Annotated in this window: 22 protein-coding genes and 1 tRNA gene; 13 read left to right on the forward strand and 10 right to left on the reverse strand. The window is 48.1% G+C overall.

Annotation, left to right across the window (positions count from 1 at the left end; translation table 11 throughout):
• Positions 1-31: 31 nt before the first annotated feature.
• From NKU06_RS02465 to NKU06_RS02475, 3 genes are all read right to left on the reverse strand, one after another.
• Positions 32-289 (reverse strand): YfhL family 4Fe-4S dicluster ferredoxin, encoded by a 258-nt coding sequence (locus NKU06_RS02465; RefSeq protein ID WP_253224217.1) that lies wholly within the window; start codon positions 287-289, stop codon positions 32-34.
• Between the two features lie 53 nt (positions 290-342).
• Complete coding sequence (gene yegQ, locus NKU06_RS02470; RefSeq protein WP_254728502.1) at positions 343-1,779, reverse strand: tRNA 5-hydroxyuridine modification protein YegQ; 1,437 nt, start codon at positions 1,777-1,779, stop codon at positions 343-345.
• A 267-nt stretch (positions 1,780-2,046) separates the two neighbouring features.
• On the reverse strand, positions 2,047-3,036 hold the full coding sequence (locus tag NKU06_RS02475; protein WP_254728504.1) for an LLM class flavin-dependent oxidoreductase: 990 nt from the start codon (positions 3,034-3,036) through the stop codon (positions 2,047-2,049).
• Between the two features lie 379 nt (positions 3,037-3,415).
• On the opposite strand from NKU06_RS02475, the gene aqpZ reads away from it, so the two are divergent.
• On the forward strand, positions 3,416-4,132 hold the full coding sequence (gene aqpZ / locus NKU06_RS02480; protein ID WP_254728506.1) for an aquaporin Z: 717 nt from the start codon (positions 3,416-3,418) through the stop codon (positions 4,130-4,132).
• Between the two features lie 63 nt (positions 4,133-4,195).
• Here the strand turns inward: aqpZ and NKU06_RS02485 are convergent, their stop codons facing one another.
• Positions 4,196-4,879 carry a glutathione S-transferase gene (locus tag NKU06_RS02485; protein ID WP_254728508.1) on the reverse strand — a complete coding sequence of 228 codons (684 nt, stop codon included), beginning with the start codon at positions 4,877-4,879 and terminating at the stop codon, positions 4,196-4,198.
• Positions 4,880-5,147: 268 nt separating this feature from the next.
• Here NKU06_RS02485 and NKU06_RS02490 point away from each other — a divergent pair, with 268 nt between their 5' ends.
• Together NKU06_RS02490 and NKU06_RS11690 are read left to right on the forward strand one after the other, a co-directional pair.
• Positions 5,148-5,336, forward strand: a complete 189-nt coding sequence (locus tag NKU06_RS02490; RefSeq protein WP_254728510.1) for a hypothetical protein — start codon at positions 5,148-5,150, stop codon at positions 5,334-5,336.
• Positions 5,311-5,532 carry a surface-adhesin E family protein gene (locus NKU06_RS11690; RefSeq protein WP_371928021.1) on the forward strand — a complete coding sequence of 74 codons (222 nt, stop codon included), beginning with the start codon at positions 5,311-5,313 and terminating at the stop codon, positions 5,530-5,532. The genes NKU06_RS02490 and NKU06_RS11690 overlap by 26 nt, the downstream gene beginning before the upstream one ends.
• Here the strand turns inward: NKU06_RS11690 and truC are convergent.
• On the reverse strand, positions 5,500-6,288 hold the full coding sequence (gene truC / locus NKU06_RS02495; protein ID WP_254728512.1) for a tRNA pseudouridine(65) synthase TruC: 789 nt from the start codon (positions 6,286-6,288) through the stop codon (positions 5,500-5,502). The genes NKU06_RS11690 and truC overlap by 33 nt on opposite strands.
• Before the next feature lie 123 nt (positions 6,289-6,411).
• Here truC and NKU06_RS02500 point away from each other — a divergent pair, with 123 nt between their 5' ends.
• From NKU06_RS02500 to epmA, 7 genes are all read left to right on the forward strand, one after another.
• Positions 6,412-7,347, forward strand: a complete 936-nt coding sequence (locus tag NKU06_RS02500) for a metallophosphoesterase (RefSeq protein ID WP_254728514.1) — start codon at positions 6,412-6,414, stop codon at positions 7,345-7,347.
• Positions 7,348-7,492: 145 nt separating this feature from the next.
• On the forward strand, positions 7,493-8,029 hold the full coding sequence (purE, locus tag NKU06_RS02505) for a 5-(carboxyamino)imidazole ribonucleotide mutase (protein WP_254728516.1): 537 nt from the start codon (positions 7,493-7,495) through the stop codon (positions 8,027-8,029).
• A 118-nt stretch (positions 8,030-8,147) separates the two neighbouring features.
• A complete protein-coding gene (locus NKU06_RS02510) occupies positions 8,148-9,257 on the forward strand; it encodes a 5-(carboxyamino)imidazole ribonucleotide synthase (protein ID WP_254728518.1) in 1,110 nt (369 codons plus the stop codon).
• 166 nt (positions 9,258-9,423) lie between these two features.
• Positions 9,424-9,888 carry a YaiI/YqxD family protein gene (locus NKU06_RS02515; protein WP_254728520.1) on the forward strand — a complete coding sequence of 155 codons (465 nt, stop codon included), beginning with the start codon at positions 9,424-9,426 and terminating at the stop codon, positions 9,886-9,888.
• 157 nt (positions 9,889-10,045) lie between these two features.
• Entirely contained in the window at positions 10,046-11,254 is a 1,209-nt protein-coding gene (locus NKU06_RS02520; RefSeq protein WP_254728522.1) for an AI-2E family transporter, read from the forward strand.
• Positions 11,248-12,318 carry a 4-phosphoerythronate dehydrogenase gene (locus NKU06_RS02525; RefSeq protein WP_254728524.1) on the forward strand — a complete coding sequence of 357 codons (1,071 nt, stop codon included), beginning with the start codon at positions 11,248-11,250 and terminating at the stop codon, positions 12,316-12,318. The genes NKU06_RS02520 and NKU06_RS02525 overlap by 7 nt, the downstream gene beginning before the upstream one ends.
• Before the next feature lie 12 nt (positions 12,319-12,330).
• Positions 12,331-13,296 carry an EF-P lysine aminoacylase EpmA gene (gene epmA / locus NKU06_RS02530; protein ID WP_254728526.1) on the forward strand — a complete coding sequence of 322 codons (966 nt, stop codon included), beginning with the start codon at positions 12,331-12,333 and terminating at the stop codon, positions 13,294-13,296.
• A gap of 14 nt (positions 13,297-13,310) precedes the next feature.
• Here epmA and NKU06_RS02535 read toward each other — a convergent pair whose 3' ends face one another.
• Entirely contained in the window at positions 13,311-14,126 is an 816-nt protein-coding gene (locus NKU06_RS02535) for a CoA ester lyase (RefSeq protein ID WP_254728528.1), read from the reverse strand.
• 278 nt (positions 14,127-14,404) lie between these two features.
• A tRNA-Phe gene (locus NKU06_RS02540) sits at positions 14,405-14,480 on the reverse strand.
• A 285-nt stretch (positions 14,481-14,765) separates the two neighbouring features.
• Here NKU06_RS02540 and minC point away from each other — a divergent pair.
• From minC to minE, 3 genes are all read left to right on the forward strand, one after another.
• Positions 14,766-15,578, forward strand: coding sequence for a septum site-determining protein MinC (minC, locus tag NKU06_RS02545; protein WP_254728530.1), 813 nt, complete (start codon positions 14,766-14,768; stop codon positions 15,576-15,578).
• 271 nt (positions 15,579-15,849) lie between these two features.
• Positions 15,850-16,665, forward strand: coding sequence for a septum site-determining protein MinD (gene minD, locus NKU06_RS02550; RefSeq protein ID WP_254728532.1), 816 nt, complete (start codon positions 15,850-15,852; stop codon positions 16,663-16,665).
• A gap of 2 nt (positions 16,666-16,667) precedes the next feature.
• Positions 16,668-16,952 carry a cell division topological specificity factor MinE gene (minE, locus tag NKU06_RS02555; protein ID WP_254728534.1) on the forward strand — a complete coding sequence of 95 codons (285 nt, stop codon included), beginning with the start codon at positions 16,668-16,670 and terminating at the stop codon, positions 16,950-16,952.
• Between the two features lie 140 nt (positions 16,953-17,092).
• Here minE and topA read toward each other — a convergent pair whose 3' ends face one another.
• From topA to NKU06_RS02570, 3 genes are all read right to left on the reverse strand, one after another.
• Positions 17,093-19,720, reverse strand: coding sequence for a type I DNA topoisomerase (gene topA / locus NKU06_RS02560; RefSeq protein ID WP_254728536.1), 2,628 nt, complete (start codon positions 19,718-19,720; stop codon positions 17,093-17,095).
• Between the two features lie 203 nt (positions 19,721-19,923).
• Positions 19,924-20,511, reverse strand: a complete 588-nt coding sequence (locus NKU06_RS02565) for a hypothetical protein (protein ID WP_254728538.1) — start codon at positions 20,509-20,511, stop codon at positions 19,924-19,926.
• Between the two features lie 8 nt (positions 20,512-20,519).
• Complete coding sequence (locus NKU06_RS02570) at positions 20,520-23,306, reverse strand: DNA translocase FtsK 4TM domain-containing protein (protein WP_254728540.1); 2,787 nt, start codon at positions 23,304-23,306, stop codon at positions 20,520-20,522.
• Positions 23,307-23,445 lie beyond the last annotated feature (139 nt).

The following is a 23,445-nucleotide window of genomic DNA, read 5'->3' on the forward strand; positions in this document are numbered from 1 at the left end:
GTGATGGGTGGATTTGGGTGGGATAAACAAATTATTTATTCCAGATTTTTTTGTATTTGGCGAGCAGCTCATCATCGCTCTCGACACGCTCAGGATCTTTGATGATGCAGTCAATCGGACAGACCTTATCGCAGGTCGGCTCATCATAAAAGCCTATACACTCGGTGCATAGATCAGGGTTGATGACATAGGTTTTTTGACCTTTTTGGTCGTAGCTGATGGCATCATTGGGGCATTCTGGCTCGCAGATGTCGCAGTTGATACAGTCGGTGGTGATTTTTAGTGCCATGGTTTAGCGTCTTTTATTTATTCGAGTTACATACCGATCGCTTAATTCATCACTCACGTATAAATCGCCTCACTCACACTTTTCATCACCAAGGCGAATTTTAGCACTTCATGATCCATATCCTTAAATGGATTGGCGATTTGGCAAATCCAACCAGAACCAAGCGCACCATCGATTGACTCGCCTTTTTTGTCCCACATCTCGGTGAGTGTGTAGGTGATATTGCCTTTTGGTGTCATGATTTCGATGGTATCACCAACCATCAGCTTGTTTTTGACTTCTAGCGTGAGACGCTCATCACTGATGGCAGAGACTTCGGCGACGAACTGCTGATGGTCGGTCTTGGATGAGCCGTACTCGTAGTTTTGGTAGTCGCTGTGTACATGACGGCGTAAGAAACCTTCGGTATAGCCACGGTTGGCAAGTCCATCCAGTGCAGTGATGAGACTTGTGTCAAATGGCTTGCCCGCCACCGCATCATCAATGGCACGGCGATAGACTTGAGCGGTGCGTGCCACATAGTAGTGCGACTTGGTGCGCCCTTCGATCTTGAGTGAATGCACGCCCATATTGACCAAATCAGGTACAAGCTCCACCGCACGCAAATCCTTGGAGTTCATAATATAAGTACCATGCTCATCTTCATACATCGCCATCAGCTCGCCTGGGCGACCTTGCTCTTCGATCAGCACCACTTCATCGCTCGGCTGTTCGACATAGTCATCACCCATCACCATATCACCGTTTAGATTCACAGTGCCGATGGCATTACTATTGGCAGCTTGATTTGGCACAAAGACTTGAGCGGTGTCCGTGCTTTGGGTGACTGGCACGATGTCGCCAGTTTCGTTTTCGGTGGCTTTGTAGGTATTGTACGACCAGCGGCAAGCATTGGTGCAGGTGCCTTGGTTGGCATCTCGTTTATTGATATAGCCAGATAACAGACAGCGACCCGAATACGCCATGCACAATGCACCATGGACGAATACTTCGATTTCCATATCAGGCACTTCAGCAATGATCTGCTCAATCTCTTTCATCGATAGCTCACGGCTGACGATGACACGGCTGACACCCATTTGTTTCCAAAATTTCACCGTCGCCCAGTTCACCGCATTGGCTTGTACCGACAGATGAATCGCCTGTTCAGGGAAGGCTTCACGCACCATCATAATCATACCAGCATCCGACATGATGAGCGCATCTGGCTTCATCTCAATCACAGGGCGGATGTCTTCGATAAATGTCTTAAGCTTAGCATTATGCGCTTGGATATTGACCACCACATAAAACTGCTTACCCAAGCTGTGCGCATACTCGATGCCACGGCGTAGGTTATCTTCATCAAAGTCATTATTACGCACACGCAAGCTATAGCGTGCCTGCCCTGCATAGACAGCATCCGCACCATAGGCGAAGGCGTATTGCATATTTTTGAATGTCCCTGCTGGGCAAAGTAGTTCGGCTTTTTTGGTGGTTTGGCTTGTCATGAATCTGCTCTGTGTAAAATTTGCAAAAAATTGCTTTTATTATAGCAAATTTTTTGGCAAATCACCAAAAATTCCGAGTGCAGCGGTTGGAATTGTACGAAAATCTGATTTGCATCATTGATTGGGTGTCAAATCATTTGATGATGGCTGTAAGAAGGTGTTGCAAATTATTGGTTGATTTTTAATCTTAGGAAAATTTTAAGGGCGTATCATGTACGCCCTTTGGTTATTAATTGGATTGATTTTTAATAATTACAAATAATCATTTTATAATGGATTTACAATATCTAGTAGCTTACGATAGCTTTCTTGTTGCAGATTTTCATCAAAAATATTACTCATCACCATCAGCTCATCAGCGGCAAATTTATCTTGGAATGCCTGCAATTCGCTACGCACCGTATCCGCACCACCAATGAACGAACACGCCGTCATGTGCAGTACGGCGGCTTTTTCGTGCGGCAGCCACAGCGCATTCATGTCATCGACAGGCGGCTGCATCGGCTGACCGCGCCCACGCACGACATTTAGGAATGACTGCTGCTGCGTGGTGGCAAGGCGCTGTGCTTCACAGTCAGTATCAGCGACGACAGCATTACAGCCGACAATGACATACGGCTTATCCAGTACCGCCGATGGCACAAAATGACTGCGATAAATATGCAGCGCTTCAGGCATCAGACGCGGCGCAAAATGACTGGCAAAGGCATAAGGCAAGCCCAATTCTGCCGCCAGATACGCGCTTTCGGTGCTTGAGCCGAGAATATAGAGCGGAATTTTTGTACCGATGGCGGGAATGGCTTTGACATCGGTTTGGACATCATCATCGCCAAAATACCGCTGCAAATCAGCGATATCCTGTGGAAATTGATGCGAAATATCATGCGCATGGCGTCTGAGTGCCACTGCGGTCTTGGGATCAGTACCTGGTGCTCGCCCAAGCCCCAAATCCACACGATCAGGGTACAGCGTCGCAAGCGTACCGTATTGTTCAGCGACCATCAACGGGCTGTGATTGGGCAGCATCACCCCACCGCTGCCGACACGAATGCGATCAGTCTGCGCAAGCGTATGCCCGATCAGCACCTGCGTGGCGGAGCTGACCAGACTTTTGGTGTTGTGATGCTCGGCAATCCAGTAGCGATGAAAGCCTGATTGATCAGCGAATTTAGCAAGCTTGACCATGCTATTGATGGCATCAAGATTGGTTTGACCTTCGCGGACAGGAGCAAGGTTTAGAATGGATAGACGGGTCATGGTTTTTCTCTTTTTCTCAATTTAAAAATATCACTAAAACTTTGTGCTTAAGCAGATTAATAAGGGCGGCTGCGCCATTTTTCATGCATGATTTTAAAAATAAATTGTTATCTGCTTAATACAAGAAGGTAGATGCTCAAAAATTGTGCGAACTACTTGCAAAATCACAACAAACATCACCCAGCGATTGCAAATCACTGCCAAAAATTACTTTTGCCAGCCATGTGCAGGCGTATAATTTGCGACATTCCATGACACTCGGTGCTGCGTGATGCAATGGTTGATGGTCGTGATGTTTTGATGATTTTATGATTGACAAGTAAAGGGTTGGAAATTTTAACCCTTAATTAGATTCGTGCTTTACGAATAAGGCTTATTTATGTTAGCAAAAAAATTAACCGCTGAATTTCTTGGCACTTTATGGTTGGTGCTGGGCGGCTGTGGTAGCGCGGTATTTGCTGCCAATTTTGGTGGTGATGGCAACCCATTGGGTATTGGCTTTTTGGGCGTGTCGTTGGCGTTTGGCTTGACTGTTTTGACCGGTGCGTATGCTTTTGGTCATATCTCAGGCGGTCATTTCAACCCTGCGGTGAGCGTGGGCCTAATGATGGGCGGCCGTTTCTCAAAGGCAGAACTTGTGCCTTATATCGTTGCTCAAGTTTTGGGTGGTTTGGTTGGTGCACTGATTATTTATCTGATTGCATCAGGCAATGGCAGTTTTGCTATTGATGCAACATCAGCAGGTGCATTTGCCACCAATGGTTTTGGTGAGTTCTCACCAGGTGGCTATAGCATGGCATCAGCATTCATCGCTGAAGTGGTGCTGACTGCGATTTTCTTGATCATCATCATGGGTGCAACGCACAAGAACAATGTCGCAGGCTTTGCACCGATTGCCATCGGTCTTGGCTTGACACTGATTCACTTGATTAGCATCCCTATCACCAACACTTCGGTAAACCCTGCTCGCTCAACTGCAGTTGCTGCATTCGTCGGTGGTACGCCACTCAGCCAACTTTGGCTGTTTTGGGTAGCGCCAATTCTAGGCGGTGCCATCGGTGGTGGCCTGTATCGCTGGCTTGGTTCTGAAAAATAATCCACAGTCTCAATCAAGGTGATGCGCTATATGCCCATCACCTTTTTTATGTCAAATCAAAGCTTAGAACAGCACGCCCGCACGCTGTACCGCCTGCCCAAAGCCTGTCCGTGATTCACATCGCTCAAGCCATGCTGTGGTCGCACTCATACCTGCCAAGCCCACACGCTGTCTGGCAGCTGCGATGGCAAAATACATCTGCACATCTGCACCTGTAAACGCATCCCCTGCAAACCATGGCGAGCGGCTCAGCGTCTCTTCTACTAGCCCCAAAGCCGAATTGATATTATTACTTAAGATCATCTGATCAATGCCTGATTTGATTTTTCGGGCAATCGGTCTGACCAATAGCGGTGCTTTTTGGCTTGCCTTGGTCAAAATCAGCCCCATCACCAAAGGCGGCATCAGCGAACCTTCGGCAAAATGCAGCCAAAATGTATAATCACGCCACGCCTTGTCACATGTCGGATAAAATCGCTGCTCGCTATCATAAGTTTTTAACAAATACTCAATAATCAGCGCCGACTCCGCCAACACCTGCTCGCCATCAGGCAAGCTGTCATCCACCAAAATTGGTGCCTTGCCCATCGGATGAATATCCCTAAAAGATCTGGGCGCCAGATAAGTCCGCTTATCTCGCTGATGGCTGATCAGCTGATAATCCAAGCCATAAGCCAATTTCAGCTCTTCTAATAGCCACACGATACGAAACGAACGCGATTTTTCTAGGTGATATAAAGTAATCATATATATTTCCAAGTTAATAGCACTAAGCCATCATACATGATATTTTATTTGTCGTACAGGTTTGTGATGAGATTTACTCAATCGTCATCGGTACTTAGCAGGCATCAACGATTGGTTCAGCCATCAAATATTTTTACACATTCACCCCATCCCCCACCTTGACACCACCCCCTATTTTTAGGATAATTTTTGGTAGTGTTAATTTGGATTAATCAGATTTGGGGGCTTATGATGAAAAAAATTATTGATAGCTATACTTGCCACAGTCATGACACAGCAAGCAATGGCGGTGAATTGGCTGCAGGTTAGCGAAGGCACTGATGGCAAAGAATACATTGACTTAGACAGCATCCAAGCAGACACACTAGTCAATGGCACACCTGTGATGACCGCATGGATGCAGATAGAACTCAAACAAGCACAAGATGTAGGTGGCAAAAAAATTTTGGACAACTAAATACTTTGAATATTTTGACTGCCGTGCTCGCAAATCAGACATAGAATACGGTGCCACCTATGACAAACAAGGCAGGGTGGTTGACAGTGGCAATATGTCATCCTTTAGCCGGTATTCATCTGCCAATTGGAAGAGAGCCATTCCAGGCACCCCTAGCGAAACTCTACTCAACACCGTCTGTGCCTATGCCAACTGATCCATCACCCATCTGCCATCGGATGGGTATGTTATCACCCCACCCAAACGCATCCATCAGCCGCCCAAACTCATCATCCACAGGTGCGGTGATGCTCATCATCTGTCCTGTCATCGGATGACAAAAGCTGAGCTGATGAGCGTGCAGGAGTAGCCGTCTTGTGCCGACATGGGCGATGATGGCACGGTTTTGTACCTTGTCGCCATAGGTGGTGTCGCCGACGATGGGATGAAAGATGTGTTTCATATGCCGTCTCAGCTGATGCTTACGCCCCGTGATGGGCGTAAGCTCCACCAGCGAATACCGAGAAGTGGCAAAGCGAGTACACGACACAAAGGGCTGCTCGGTCGTGGCGAGCACCTGATAATCAGTGATGGCAGGCTCGGGCGGCTTGTCAGTATCGGCGAATTTATCTGCGATTTTATCCAGTCGCACCTTGAGCGGATAATCAATGCGTCCGCCTGTCGTCATCGCTCCACGTACCACCGCCAGATATTTCTTTGTCACTTCATGTCGCTCAAACTGCTCAGACAACCGCCGAGCCATCTCGCTAGTTAGGGCAAACAGCAGCACGCCTGACGTCGGACGATCTAGGCGATGCACAGGATACACAAGCTGCCCAATCTGATCACGCAAGGTCTGCATCACAAACACCGTCTCATGCTTATCGAGCCACGAGCGATGCACGAGCATCCCAGCAGGTTTATTGATGATGACGATATGCTCGTCTTGGTAGAGAATGGGGAGTGTGGCCACTGTCTTTTTTGCCCTATTACTTCAATCACTGTCGTGAATCACGGATTTTGCTGTCATGATAAACGGTTTTCGTGGCAAAAGCATCTGCATTTTGGTATATTAGTTCAAAATGGGGGTAATTTTATGATTTATGACATCATCGGCGACATACACGGGCAAGCAGATAAGCTGATTGGGCTATTGACACAGCTGGGCTATCGGCATGATGGCGACTGCTATCGCGCACCGCCGAATCATCAGGCGATTTTTATCGGGGATTTGATTGATCGTGGTGCTCGTCAAGTCGATACCCTGCGGATTGTCTTTGATATGATTGATCATGGTCAAGCGCTCGCCGTGATGGGCAATCATGAATACAACGCCATCGGCTATGCCACGCCCCACCCTGATGGCGACTACTGCCGAGCACGCACAGCGTCGAACACGCATCAGCATCAGGCATTTTTGGACGAATTACCGCTTGGCAGTGATGAGTATTGGCACTGGATTAGTCGATTATATGAGCTGCCGCTGTGGCTTGAGTTTGATAAGTTTTGTGTCGTGCACGCCTGCTGGGACGCCAAAGCCATGACAGCGCTCGCCCCCTATCTCACCCCCGATCAGCGCATCACCCATCAAGGCATCATTGCCACCGCGATCAAAGACAGCACCGAATTTATCGCCCTTGAGCGTATCCTAAAAGGCATCGAATCCCCCTTGCCCGATGGCATCGTGCTCATCGATGGACATAATATCACTCGCACCCGTACTCGTATCAAATGGTGGCTCGATGATTGGCAAAACTTACCACTTAGCCAAGTGGCAATGCTCGGCAGTCGTGCGGTGATGAATCTGCCAAGCGATCATGATTATAAGCCATTGCCGATGGATTTTGAGATTTTGACTGATAAGCCGATTTTTGTCGGGCATTATTGGCTCGATGGCGCGCCTAGCTGCCTATCATCGCAGGTGGTGTGTACGGATTATTCGGCAGGTAGCACGGGTTTTTTGACCGCTTATCAGTTTGATACTGAGAATCCTGCCCTGTCCGATGATGGCTTTGTGCAGTATTTGGGCTAAGTCGTTTTGGATAAGCAGTTTTAAACAAGTGGTTTTGGGTAATTTAAGGGATTAATTGACCAAACGGTATCAACATATCTTTGACCAATTGCCATTTTTGCCCAAATGTGCTAATTTATTCTTTTAATCACTATAAGGAAATCCTATGTCATCAAGCACCCAACCTGCCCCAATCACTTCACCAGCAGGCACACCAAAAGTCGGCATCATCATGGGCTCACAGTCTGACTGGGCGACGATGTGCGAAGCGGCGCAGATTTTGGCAGATTTTGGCGTGGCGTTTGAGTGCGAAGTCGTCTCTGCACACCGCACCCCTGATAAGCTATTTGATTATGCCAAAGCCGCCAAAGGCAAAGGCTTACAAGTCATCATCGCAGGCGCAGGCGGTGCTGCCCACCTGCCAGGAATGTGCGCAAGCCAAACCGCCCTGCCTGTGCTTGGCGTCCCTGTCAAATCCAGCACGCTTTCCGGTTGGGATAGCCTACTATCTATCGTACAGATGCCAAAAGGCGTCGCTGTCGGTACGCTTGCTATCGGTACGGCAGGAGCGTTCAACGCAGGTCTACTCGCTATCCAAATCCTAGCCTTGCACGATGAGCATCTAGCAGCACAGCTGGATGCCTTTAGAGCCAAGCAGACTGACAGCGTACTTGCCAATCCGATTCCAGGTATCATCAGCTGATTTGACCGATTGGATACGATGGCAAAATTTGCGTTTTGTCCAAGATTTTCACCCAAAAATATGCGATAATATCCGAAGTTTTTGATAAAATTTCGGATATTTTAATTTGAGAGCAACTATGACAAACTCACTTCACACCATCGGCATTCTAGGCGGTGGACAACTGGGCATGATGCTTGCCGAAGCTGCTTTGCCACTTGGTTATCGCTGTGTATTTCTCGAAGATGCGGACAACCCGCCTGCTGCCTTGTACGGTCAAGTATTTAAGACGCACGAACTGGACGCCTTTATCAGTGCCAGCGATGTATTTACCCTAGAGTTTGAAAATACCCCTGTCGATACCGCCCGCAAGCTAGGCGAGCTGACCGACAAAGGTGGATTATTCCCCCCTGCTCATGCACTCGAAGTCGCCCAAGACCGCCTAAACGAAAAAACATTGTTCAATCAGCTTGACATCGCCACCGTGCCATTTATGGCGGTGCATACGCTTGACGACATCAAGACCGCTGCCGATACCCTAGGCTTGCCACTGGTGCTCAAGACCAGTCGTGGTGGCTATGATGGCAAAGGTCAATTCGTCCTAAAATCCGTTGACGCCATCAGCGACGCTTGGGCGACGCTCGGCGATGCGACCAAATCAGCACCGCTGATTGCCGAAGGCTTTATCAACTTTAGCCGTGAAGTCTCCATCATCGCTGTGCGTAGCAAGACAGGCGAAATCCGCTATTATCCACTGGTCGAAAATGTCCACACAAACGGCATTCTTGCCAAGACCACCGCCCCTGCTGCCAATACTGAGCATCTGACCGCCCAAGCACAGTCAAATATCCAAAAACTGCTCGAGCATCTGGACTATGTCGGTGTGATGGCACTGGAGCTATTCGTCACAGATGATGGTGTACTTGCCAATGAAATCGCTCCACGCGTGCATAATTCAGGACACTGGAGCATCGAAGGTGCGCATTGTAGCCAGTTTGAGAACCATATCCGTGCCGTCGCAGGCTTACCGCTTGGCGATACTGCCATCAGCCATCCATCAGTGATGCTCAATGTCATCGGCAAATATCCAAACAGCGCCGATGTGCTTGCCATCGATGGCGTGCATTATCATCATTATCACAAATCCGAACGAGATGGCCGCAAAATCGCCCATATCACGGTGATGACAGGCGATGAACGCCAAGCCGATGCTGTAGCAAAAGCCGAAAGCCTATTGGTAAACTGCTAATCCACTCAATCCGCTCTGATGGGCGGATTTTTTTGTAAACATAAGTCCATCGGTTTATCCCAAATTCATCGATAGATTTAATCAGTATTTATTTATAATTTGATAAATATAATTGCAAAAATATTGACAATCACCATTTATCATCTTAAGCAACTTTGACAACCCTATGAAACTCTATATCGACGCCGATGCCATCCCTGCCATCGCCAAAGAACTCATCATCAAGACCGCCAATCGCACAGGCGTACCTACCATCTTTGTCGCCAATCGCCCCACTCGCCTGCCGCCATCACCACACTTATCATCGGTGGTGGTCGCCGATGGCTTTGATGTGGCGGACACCTACATTGCCCAAGCGGTAGAGTCTGGCGACGGCGTCATCACAAGCGACATTCCGCTAGCTAGCGAAGTGCTGGACAAAGGCGCATGGGCAATGACAGCACGGGGTGAAGTGTTTAGCCTTGAGACGATTAAGCTTAAGCTTAACAGCCGTGATTTTATGGACATGATGCGTGGCACAGGCGTGCTTGACCCAAGCCAAATGGGTGGGCAAAAACCGTATTCAGACAAGGACAAAAAAGCCTTTGCCGATGGGCTTAATCGCTTGGTCAAACCTGCCAAAAACAGTTAATTTTTATTATCAATCACTTCAACAATAATAATATTGCTAAACTGCCAAAAGACAGCAAGAAAAAAAATGCAAAATTGGTGCAAATCAGACAAGCTATTTTGGCAAAATTGGTGCATAATAAGCAAAATAATTTTTAAAATTTCAAGATACCGCCATCATGATTGAACAATGGACTAAAGAAAGCGTCATTCAGCGCCTACTCACTTTTATCTTACTCACTCTGCTCATTATTCTGTGCTTTCAAGTGGTGCAGTTTTTTATTTCGCCGGCGATTTGGGCGGCGATTTTGGCGTATGTGACTTATCCCTTGTATCGATTTTTTTATCAAAAGGTGCAGTTTAGCCCAACCTTTAGCGCACTGATTATGACGGTGGGGATTTCGCTGTTGATTGGTGTGCCGCTGTTGGTGGGCGTGTTTTTCTTGCAACAAGAAGTCATCAGCTTTTATGGCATGGCGGTGCGTCGCCTGCAAGCTGGCTATGTCGATTTGCCCGAAAATATCAAGAACTTACCTGTCATCGGTCAGCAAATCAAAAATCTTTTATGGGAAATTAACAAAGACCCTGAAGCATCGATGGCAGCCGTGCGTAACTGGGCGCAGTCGCATCTGTATTATGGCAAAATGGCGTTTGATGCGGTGCTAAAGAACCTTACCAAGCTTGGCATGGCACTGATGACGCTGTTTTTCTTTTATCGTGATGGCATGAGTCTCGTACGGCAGATTCGCCAAGCTCTGCGTAATATCATCGGCGATCGCATTGATCATTATATCAATTCGGTGACTGCCACGACTCGTGCGGTGGTGTATGGCATTGGCTTGACGGCATTGGCACAGGCGCTACTGGCTGGGATTGGTTATGCTGTTGCCGGTGCGCCCAATCCGATTTTGCTTACCATTATTACCTTTATGGTGGCGATGATTCCGTTTGGTACGCCATTTGCTTGGGGTGGTGTGGCGTTATGGCTACTTTCCCAAGGGCATACCACCGAAGGTATTGGCTTGGGGCTGTGGGGGATTTTGGTGATTAGCTGGGTGGATAATTTGATTCGCCCGATGGTGATTAGCGGTGCGACCAAGATTCCGTTTATTTTGATTTTTATTGGGGTACTTGGTGGCTTGACAGCATTTGGCTTTGTCGGCTTATTCATCGGCCCTGTCCTGCTTGCCATCATGCTAGCAGTATGGCGAGAGTGGATCAGTCAGCATAAGAATGAGATTTTTGCCAGTCGTAGTACCGGCTTTGCGGTGGCTGATGGCAAGGCACTACTGGCTGACACCACGCCCACACCCATCATCAATCACGACGCCATCAATGCCGACGACACAGCCAATACCGATACCACCAAAAAGGACACCGAATGCTAACCGTACTCGCTGATGAAAATATCGCCAATATTGATGACTATCTACACCATCATGACATCAATATCATCAAGCTAAAGGGGCGTGACATCAACCGCGATGCCCTGCTGACATATCAGCCTGATGCGCTATTTATCCGCTCGGTCAGTCAGATGACAGCGGATAAGCTGGGTGAATTATCTGCCCTACCGCTCAAATTCGTGGGCTCGGCTACTATTGGCACGGATCATGTGGATGCTGATTTTTTGGCGCAGTATGGCATCCGCTTTGCCAATGCTGCTGGCTGCAGTAAGCACTCGGTCGCCCAATATGTCATCACCGCCATCTTGCACACTTATCCTAGCTATCGCACCAAGCCGATTCGACTAGGCATCATCGGACTTGGTAATATCGGCAGTACTTTGGCAGAATATGCCAAAAGGCTCGGCTGGCAGGTTGTCGGCTATGACCCTTTGATCGCACCATCTACCATCAATCATGCCACGCTCGATACCGTGCTTGGCTGTGATGTCATCAGTATTCACACACCACTGACGCATACGGGTAGTCACCCGACCTTTGGCATGATCAATCAAGAAACGCTGTCACAGATGTCGCCATCAGCACTACTGATCAATACCGCTCGGGGTGAGATTATCGATGAAACCGCCCTACTAGATGACATCAAACGCACACAGCGTAAGGTCATCTTGGACGTCTTTCCCCATGAACCTGCCATCAGCGCACCACTACTGAATGCACTACAGCTTGCCACGCCACACATCGCAGGCTATACGCTCGAAGGCAAACTGCGTGGCACGGATATGATTTATCAAGCATTTTGTCAGTGCTTTGGCTTGCCTGTGCGTCAGACACTCGCACCACTACTACCGCCCAATCCGTATCAGTTTGATGAGTTAATCAATCAGCTGATTGGCAATGATGACGACAAAGCGGTGCTAGCACAGTTTTATGACATCGCCAAAGATGACACGAGCCTGCGAGCTGTCTGCACTGATACAGGCGTGCAGGGTGCGGACTTTGACCATCTGCGTAAAACCTATCAGCTACGCCGTGAGTGGCTTTAAGGCTTAAGACCCATGATGACTGACTACCAACCCACTTTATCCCTGATCAATGCCCAAAAAAAGGCAGCATTTTTACGCAAGATTCGAGAGTTTTTTTATCAGCGTGATGTCATGGAAGTCACTACGCCGATTTTGTCCAATCGTGGTAATACCGATGTATTTATCGAATCGGTATTGGTGAATTTTCATCAACAAGGTCGCCCAAAAACCGGCTATCTGCATACCTCACCTGAGTTCGCCATGAAGCGGCTGCTTGCCACTTATCAAGTACCGATGTATCAGCTGTGCCAAGTGTTTCGGGATAATGAAAAAGGGCATAAGCACAACATTGAATTTACTATGCTTGAATGGTATCGCCCTGATTTTGATTTAGAAATGCTAAGCAATGAACTGCAAGATCTAATCAGCATACTACTGAATCAAGAAATCCAGTTTCACCACCTAACCTACAGCCAAGCATTCATCGATGCGCTTGGCATTCATCCTTTATCCGCAAGTATCACAACCTTAAAAAACACTGCCATCAGCCATGGCATTGCGCTGGATATGGGCGATGATCATCAAGGTTGGTTGGATTTATTATTCAGCCATTGTGTTGAGCCAAATCTGGGTAAAGATACGCCTACGCTGATTTATGACTACCCACCTGCCACAGCATCGCTTGCCAAGATGCGCACTGATGATGACGGGCGTCAGGTTGCTTGTCGCTTTGAGCTGTATATCAATGGCATCGAGATCGCCAATGCCTACGATGAGCTTGCCAATGGTGCAGAGCTTGCCGCGCGCTTTAACGCGGATAATGAGCAGCGTGCGACATTGGGTCTGCCGATCATGCCGATGGATCATCATCTGATCGCTGCGTGTGACGATCTACCCGCCTGTAGCGGCATTGCTTTGGGTGTGGATCGACTGTTTATGGTCGCACAAGGCTTGGGTGATATCAGCCAAAGCATCGCCATCATGACTGAGCGCGCGTAATAGCGATGATTTTATTAATTGGTCCCCAAAATCTGCTTTGCCCACAATATCAATGGCAAATCCACCATCTTGCCATCAATGGCAAAAACGCTATCGCCTGTGCGCTGATATTCGGCTAGGATTTTATTGGCAAAGTTTAGCTCATCTTCACTAATGGACAGTGCTTTTTGCATGATGGCAATCTGCTTAGGATGAATCGCCATCTGTCCACCAAAGCCAAAATCTGCCCAATGACGCACGCACGCCATCAAGCCTTGTTCATCATTAAAATCTACAAACACTGTCTCAATCGGCGGATGCACACTATTGGCAAGTGAATGTATGAGCAGATCGGTACGAATTTTATCAAACAGCACACCTGCCGCCTTTGACCCCATACGCACGCCATGAGAGTGTAATAAATCTAAACAACCAAAACTCATCGCATACAAGCCTTTTGCCGCTGCAATCTTGGCGATATTTGCCACACCGACAGGATTTTCGATCACAGCAATCACAGGCAGATTACACGCTTGATACAAATGCTCGACCTGCTCAGCATTTTGGCATTTTGGTAGGATGATGCCATCGACATGGTTAAGATTTGTCACACAATCTAGATCATAAGCATGATCAGGACTGTAACTGGCATTGACACGCAGCCAATAGCGATGCTCGCTTGATTGATCAAAGACAATCAGATCGGCGCGCACATCCGTTTTTTGTGCATCAGTCACCGTATCTTCAAGATCAATGATCACGACATTTGCACCCGTTGCCGCTGCTTTTGCTACTCGATCAAGACGCGTGGCAGGTACAAATAAGTATAAGGTCTTAGTAGAATTTGTCATCAGTTTCATTCTTGTATTGTTAAGTTATTTAAATAAATTATACCTTTAAATTAATTGCACGACATTATCATTAATAAGCTTAAAATCACCCAGATTCGCATATTATTAAGTAGAAAATTTACAAGCATTTGATTTTAAAAAAGATTTTGCAAAGAAACATTGCCACACGCCCACAGATAATTTTAACCACTTAAAATATACCACCGCGCCACCAAACGCGCAACAACCAAACGCGCAATAAAAAAGACCTTTTGCAATCACAAAAGGTCTTTTTAATATGGTGGCGAGAGGCAGGATCGAACTGCCGACACACGGATTTTCAATCCGTTGCTCTACCAACTGAGCTATCACGCCAAAGTGGTGCATATTAAACCCTATTTCATCGCCCTTGTCAAGCAAAATTTTTGCCTTTAAATTGGGATGCGGCGAATATTTATACTGTGATTTGCATTTTCGCAAAAAATTTGGCAGACTTTCACCATTTTTCATGACAAATATCACAGTTTGGCACGCCCCAAGGTTTTTTCATGGTTAAAAAAATGCTACAATCAATGCCATTAAATCAACCTGATAGCAATGATTGTTTTTCTAAATTCTCTTTGTAATAGAAATAATCTTGCGCAATATGGAAATGAATTTATGAGCCAACCCGCCATCACCCTTTTTGGCAAAATGCTGACCTTTAGCCGTCTGAAAATCACCCACAATGACCTTGGGCAAATTCGCACCGAGCTTGCCAAAGTGCTAGAAGACAATCCGATCGCCGATGGCTTGCCAATCGTTATTGACAGTGAAGTTGATCTTGAGCTCGATGCCTTGGTGGATATGCTGTGGCTACTGAATGTGCAGCCGATTGGTGTGGTCAGCGGCGAGCTTGATGATCAGGCGCGCGAACTGCGTTTGGCGATTTTCCCAGCCGATGGCAAGCGCATCGAACGCCTGCCAAATACCGACAGCATCCGCCCGACTGCCGAAAAACCTATGGCGCGCACAGAAGACACATCAGCCAATAAGAGCGCCGATACCGCGCCAAGCGATGCGCCGATTTCTGCAGCGGCAGCAAGCACCCAGCAAGGCACTACCCTAACCACCGCCCAAGATCACAGCCTGCAGATCAAAAGTGCGATCCACACACAAATGCTGCGTTCAGGTCAGAGTCTGCAGCACCTTGGCGGCGATTTGACCGTCATCGGCGGTGTCAATGACGGCGCTGAAGCCATCACCGATAATAGCCTGCACATCTATGGTCGCGGCTTGGGTCGCTTGGTCGCAGGCGCAACAGGCGATCAAAACGCGCGTATTTTCTGCCAAAAATTCAACCCATCATTGGTCTCGGTCGCTGGCACTTATTGCCTACGCGATGCCATTCCACCTGAGATGATTGATCAGGCAGTGCAAGTGACTTATGATGAAAACCAAGGCTTGGTATTTACGCTATTGACCCAGCTTTGATGATAAATTTTTATTAAAATTATATTAATTTTCTTCATAAATTCTTGCCTGACAATTGGCGTGATTGCATTTTATACAGTGCGGTGAAAGTTGTCGGATTGATGGTTTAAAATTTTCATAAATTTTATGCAAATCTGCACAATTATCACCGCCTGCCAATTGATGAAAGCCGCCAAATATGCTATGCTAAAGCAAAATTATGACAGTATGATTTCAGATAGATTTACCCCATGCTGTCTTAAGCTGAATTATGTAATTTAAGGAGTGCCTTGTGGCAAAAATCGTCGTAGTAACTTCAGGTAAAGGTGGCGTCGGCAAAACCACTACCAGCGCATCATTTGGCGCAGGTCTTGCCAAGCGTGGCTTTAAAACTGTCATCATCGACTTCGATGTGGGTCTGCGTAATCTTGACTTGATCATGGGCTGCGAAAACCGCATCGTTTATGACTTTGTCGATGTCATCAGCGGCAATGCCAAGCTGACCCAAGCTTTGGTCAAAGACAAGCAATACGAAAACCTATTCATCCTACCAGCATCACAGACGCGCGACAAAGACGCACTGACCGATGAAGGCGTCGCCAAAGTGATGAAAGAGCTGAGCGAAGATTTAGAATTTGACTACATCATCTGCGACAGCCCTGCAGGTATCGAGCGCGGCGCACAGCTTGCCATGTATCATGCTGACGAAGCGCTGATCGTCACCAACCCAGAAGTCTCATCAGTACGCGACTCTGACCGCATCATCGGCATCCTACAAAGCCGCACCAAGAAAGTCGAAGAAGGTGGCAGCGTGCGCGAGCACCTAGTCATCACCCGCTACAATCCAAAGCGCGTGGTTGATGGCGAAATGATGGACATCCACACCATCGCTGACGAAATCCTACGCGTGCCATTGATCGGCGTTATCCCAGAGAGTAATGCCGTCCTTGATGCATCAAACCAAGGTACGCCAGTGATCAACTTCAGTGACTCGCCAGCAGGTCAATGCTACGAAGACATCGTCGCGCGCTTCTTGGGTGAAGAAGTGCCACTTCGCCACCTAGAAGTGAAGAAAAAAGGTTTCTTTGAACGACTGTTTGGGGGTTAATGATGAAAAAGGGATTTTGGAGCTCGCTATTTGGTGGCGGCACAAGCAGCCAAAGCAGTGCTGACATCGCCAAAGACCGCTTAAAAGTCATCGTCGCAAGCCATGACCGCCTAAACACTCGCCTAACCGCCGAGCGTATCGAGCAGATGAAGCGCGAAATCTTGGCAGTCGTCGGCAAATATGTCAATGGCGTCAATATCGATGATCTGAACATCAATCACCGCCACGAAGACAGCGTCGATGTTCTAGAAATGAACATCAGCCTGCCTGATCGCAAATCGACTTGATCGGTTGATCAGCGGCAAACCCTGTCCATTTGGCAGGGTTTTGTTTTTGACAAATGATGGCTTTAGGGAAATTTGATAAATTTTAGCCAATAAAAAACCGCCCTATCATTGCGATAAAGCGGTTCTCACTTAAACAACACTCACTCTTGCACCCAAGCGCCATTACGCCAAACTAGGGCAAATCGCGTGGCTTTGCCATCTTTTTCTGAGCCGACATACTGCTCAGTATTTTTGCGACTCCAGCGCAGGATGGTTGGATTGCCATTATCATCGACATCAGGCGCATCAAACAGATAATGGAATTTTGGCTCAAGCTTATCTTTGATGGCACGCAGTTCAGCCAATTTCGGCGGACGCGTCTCGCGCACTTTTGGGAACTTCGATGCTGCCAAGAACAGACCTGCCGCCCCTTCACGCAGTACATAATGATCATCAAACTTCTGTGAACGCAGCTCAGGCATATCAATCGCCGTCATGCGCGGCGGTGCCGCCTGACCATTTTTGAGCACTTTACGCGTATTATCGCACTTACGACACGCAAAATACGCACCAAAACGACCGGTTTTCAGCTCCATCTGCCCATCACATTTATCGCAATCAATGGTCGGTGCATCATTGGTCGCGCCACCCACTTCAAATACGCCTGTCTCAAGCAAATGCCCATCGCAGTCAGGGTTATTACCACAGATATGCAGCTTAAGACCACCATCGACGATGTAGCCATCCATCGCGGTATTGCATTTTGGACAGCGTTTTTTCTCCATAAGAGCATTGACTTCAGCCGTTTCATCATCGGCATCAAATTCAAATGCCGAGACTGGCATTAGGTTTTTTGTGCCTTTGCAGCGCTCTTTTGGCGGTAGATTATAGCCTGTACAGCCAAGGAACACACCCGTGCTGCCTGTACGCACCTGCATGGGGCGGCTGCACAGATCGCAGTGGATTTCTGGTACATTGGTTGGGTCATTTGGACGCATACCGCCTGCTGATTTGGCAGTCTCAAGCTTGGCTTTAAAGCCATCATAAAACTTATCCAAAACCGCTTTCCAATTCGCACTGCCCACCGCCACTTCATCTAGCTTATCTTCAAGCCCTGCGGTAAAGGCATAATCCATCAAATCAGGGAAGCTCTCGACCAAGCGCTCGGTGACGATGTCGCCCATTTTCTCTGCATATAGGCGTTTGTTTTCTAGCTTGACATAGCCGCGTTCTTGGATGGTGGAGATGATCGACGCATAAGTCGATGGGCGACCGATACCGCGGCTTTCAAGCTCTTTGACAAGACTGGCTTCACTATAGCGCGCAGGCGGCTTAGTAAAATGCTGCGATGGCTCAATGCTGATCAATGGCAAGGTCTCACCCACTTTCACCGCAGGCAATAACACATCATCACTCTTGGCAGGTGGCTGCACGCGCGTATAACCATCAAAGACCAAAGTACGACCCTTGGCTTTGAGCTCGACATTACCTGCTGTAACCAGCAGATTCACCGACTGATAGCGTGCAGGCGTCATTTGACACGCCACAAACTGTCGCCAAATCAACTCATACAGACGCTGAGCATCACGCTCCATACTGGTCAGCTGTGATGATTTGACCGCTACAGATGATGGGCGGATCGCTTCGTGCGCTTCTTGGGCATTTTGTTTATTGCCATAAAAATTCGGCTTTTCAGGCAGATAAGCATCACCAAAATTTTGGCTAATATAACCGCGCACCGAATTGAGCGCATCTTGACTCAAGAATGTCGAGTCGGTACGCATATAGGTAATGTGACCTGCTTCATACAGTCGCTGCGCCAAAATCATGGTCTTTTTGACGCTAAAGCCCAAGCGCGTACTTGCTGCTTGCTGTAGTGTTGATGTGATAAACGGTGCTGATGCACGCGATTGTGTCGGTTTCTCATCAATGCTTGAGACGACAAACGGCGAATTTTGTAAAATCTGCACCACCGCGTCAGCATCGGCTTGATTGCCCATCTTGAGCGTTTTGCCGTTTTGCTTGGTCGCTTCTAGGCGCAAAGTCTCGCCCGCTGCGGTATTATTGGTGTGAATTTCCCAATATTCCACAGGCACAAAAGCACGGATTTCGCGTTCGCGCTCAACCACCAAGCGCGTCGCCACCGACTGCACACGCCCTGCTGACAGTCCACGGGCAATTTTCGCCCACAAAAGCGGCGAAACCATAAAGCCGACCACGCGGTCAAGGAAACGGCGCGCTTGCTGAGCATTGACACGATCGATGTTTAATTTGTCAGGATGCTCAAAAGCATTTTGGATGGCTGATTTGGTGATTTCGTTGAACACCACGCGGCTGTATTTGCTCTCATCACCGCCGATGACTTCTTGCAAATGCCACGCGATCGCTTCCCCTTCTCTATCCAAGTCCGTCGCCAGATAGATTTTATCGGCGTCTTTGGCAAGGGCTTTTAATTCGCGGATGACTTTGGTTTTGTTCGGCAAAACTTCATACACCGCCTTCCAGCCGTGTTCAGGATCGACACCCATGCGGCGCACTAAGGCTTTTTGGGCTTTTTCTTCGCGGCTTAGTCCTGTATCTTCACCTTTGGCAGCTTTGGTCGTCGTGCCACCGACTGGCAAATCGCGCACATGACCGACGCTTGAGCGCACGATATAATCATTGCCTAGATATTTATTAATTGTCTTGGCTTTGGCTGGCGACTCCACAATCACCAAGGATTTGCCCTTGGCGCTGGCTGTGGTCGCGCTTGCCGCAGCTTTGGTCGTGGTTTTTTTGGTGCTTGCCATGTCGTTTGCCTTAAAATTAAAATATCAAAAAATTAAAAAAATACTGCCATCCGTGCAGAAAAATCTATCGCAATTGTCTAGCAGAGTGCATTATATAGGGCGTATAATCGCATTTGTCAATTACTTTAGCGAAATTTTTATCCAAATGTCAATCTTTTCATGAAAAATTGTTAATATCTCATCAAAAATCATCGCCGTTTGGGCTATTTGGCATTTTGCACTTGCTCCGCCCAACTGATAAACGCTGCTTGTAGCGCCATCAAATCCGCATCAGCGCGCACCTTGTCAAGCTTATGTGCTTTTAGGCTGTGTTGGTATTTGTCATCGAGCCAATATAAAGCAATGCTGTTAGCTTTAATGGACAATCCCAAAACACGGCGCGCGATCTCATCAGACAGTTCAATCGGCGTGCCGTGCAGCACTTGGGCTTGGCGCGCTGCCTTTGGTGTATTGATCTGCCCTTGATCTGTAAGCTGCCATACGCCATCACTGGCTTGATAATATGCCATCGGTAGCAGCCATGCATCATCAACGAAGCTATACTGTGCGATCAATGGCGTCGGTGCTTTGTGACTGGTATCGTGTGTAGGCATAAGCACACCATAAGCATCGATCAGCCAAGCCGGACACGCAACAAGCTTTGGCATAATGCATTTTTGGCGTGCCATCAAGCGAAAATCCGCCACGCGCGATTCTTGGGCATGGGGGCGCGCCGCCATAAAATTACCAATCAATAAACCCGCCACACCAAGCACCACCAAGATGGCGATGGTACTGCTAGATAATTCCATATACCATCCTATAGCAATAGCTGACGCTTACCGCTGTGGTCCATCGCCGAGACCAAGCCACGCTCTTCCATTTGGTCAAGCAGACGCGCAGCACGGTTATAGCCGACACTGAATTTACGCTGCACTGCTGAGATCGATGGTTTGCGTGTCTCCACGACAAACGCCGCCGCCGCTTCGTACAGCTCATCCGCGCCGACGCCACCACTGCCCATCTCGCCACTGCCTTCACCTTCAAAAGTATAGCTGTCAGACAAATCGATATAGTCAGGTGCGCCACGCTCACGCCACGCATCACAGACGCGGTTCACTTCATCATCATCAACATAAGCGCCGTGCATACGCTCAGGGTTATTTTTACCCGGTCCAATGAACATCATATCGCCATGACCGAGCATATCTTCTGCGCCACCTTCTTCGATGATGGTACGGCTATCGACTTTTGAATTGACACGCAAGGCAACGCGCGCTGGCACATTCGCCTTGATCAGACCTGTGACGACATTCACAGTCGGACGCTGAGTGGCAAGTAATAAATGAATGCCTGCTGCACGCGCTTTTTGGGCAAGGCGGACGATTGGCTCTTCGGCAGTCTTGCCAAGCTGCATAATCATATCCGCAAATTCATCAGCGACGATGACGATAGTCGGCAATGGCTTTAATTTTGGTGGCTTAGACTGGCTGACGCTGTCATTGATCTGCCACAGCGGATCATAAATCGGCTCGCCTGCACGCTCGGCATTTTCTACTTTTTTGTTAAATTCACTGATCTTACGCACGCGCAGTTTACTCATCAGCTGATAGCGACGCTCCATTTCATTGACACACCAAGTCAGTGCCGCCACCGCATCTTTCATATCGGTAATCACAGGGGTCAATAGATGTGGAATATCGCCATAGTTGGCAAGCTCAAGCTGTTTCGGGTCAATTAACACCAATTTTAGCTCATCTGGTGTGTATTTGAGCAGCATCGAGAGTAGGAATGAGTTTACCAAAACCGACTTACCTGAACCTGTCGTACCAGCCACGAGCATATGCGGTGCTTTGGCAAGGTCAGCGATCACAGGTTTACCGCCGATGTCTTTACCGACAGCGATGGCGATTTGCTTATCAGGATCGCGAAAATCTGGTGTATCAAGCAGTTCAATCAAGCGCACCATCTCGCGTTCTTTATTCGGCACTTCGATACCGATGTATGGCTTACCAGGGATGACTTCAACGACGCGTAGCGATGCCTTAGACATCGAGCGTGCAAGGTCCTGCGCCACACGGCTGACACGGCTTGCCTTGACACCTGGTGCCAGATCCACTTCAAAGCGCGTCACCACAGGACCGACCATCGCAGAGATGACATTGGCTTTGATGTTAAATTCTTGTAGCTTGATCTCAAGCAGTTCTGATGCTTGGGCAAGCTCTGCTTCACTCACCACAGGTTTATTGTCATATTCAGGTAGATCAAGCAAATCAAGCTCAGGAATTGGTGTCAGGCTCAAGCGATAGCTGAGCGTGTCCATGGCGCGTGATTTTGGCTTGGCTGGTTCTGCCGCTGACAATTCATCATCTTCATCCACATCATCAATAGCAAAATCATCGATATCATCAGCACTGTGCGCTTGCGTATGAGCGCGCGCGATAGGCTTTGTGGCGTGCTGATCAGCCACATCATCTTGCCAATCATCATCCGCCCACGACTCATCAGCAAAGTCAGCATCTGCCTTATCAGAGTAAGCCATATCAAATGCAGGATTGGCAGACGCTGATGGATCAACTTTCGCCGTAATGACATCATCTGCATCATCATGCGTATTCGTCTGTGCTGATGCAGGTTTGGTAGCTGATTTGGTGATTGATTTGGCGACTGTCTGATTTTGGCTTGTCGATAGCGTATCATCAGCAATCGCAGGCTTGGCAGTGGCTGTCTTTGCGGTATCAGCTTGACTGCGACCGCCCAAGAACGATTTAGAGATCGCTTGGCGGGCGATTTGGCTAAAGCGCGATTCATTTGCAGGCTTGGTCTCGCCTTGTGCTTCATTTGCCAAGATGGCTTTTAGATCATCTTGGACACCTGAATGCTTAACAAAACTCTCAAACGCGCCGCGATGATCATGCGGCTGATACACCACCGCTTCGGCATCTTGTTCTTCTTCATCACACTCATCCAAAAGCAGCACATCGGTATCGTCTTGTTTATCCGCAGATTTTTGGCGCGATGGCAATAACCATTGCCAAAACCATGCAAACACCGATCGCCAACGAATCTCAAAGGTCAGCCCTGCCACGATCATGGTAAATAGCAGAAAAAACGCCGCTGTTCCTGCTTGTCCAATCACTGCGCGCAGTGCCGATTGCATCTCAAATCCGAATACGCCACCGATGACAGGTGCAAGCGTTTCATTGTGCAGACTGACACCCAATGCCACGAGTGCCGCCACCGAACTCATCAGCGACCCATAGGCAAGCAAGCGAATCGGCCACATCACCTTGGTGCGAAAACCGATCAAGCGCAACAATTCATACGCCAAAAACAGCACGCACAGCCACGCCGCCCACCCAAAAAAGGTACGCAAAATGTCCGAAATCCATGCACCCATCGCCCCACCGACATTGGTCACGCTCGTCTCAGAGCTGACATGCGACCACGCAGGATCGGCAGGATTGTACGACAGCAGGCTTACGAACAGATAGCCAAACGCCGCCACGCCGATTGTGCCAAGCACCAGTTGTCTTAGACTTGGGAGCTTTTTGCGCCAATAGCGAACGGTGGGATTTTGCTGTATCTTTTGTTCAAAAGTTTTCATGACTGCAATCAAGGGTGTAAATGGCGCGTGATGGGTGCGCAAGGATAAAGCGATTTTGATGACTGTTCATACCAATCCATGCCCGATAAGAACAAATCCATCAAGAGAACTGTTCATTATAGCCAATTTATCGACTTTT

Source organism: Moraxella sp. FZLJ2109, from assembly GCF_024296965.1.
Classification (GTDB): domain Bacteria; phylum Pseudomonadota; class Gammaproteobacteria; order Pseudomonadales; family Moraxellaceae; genus Moraxella.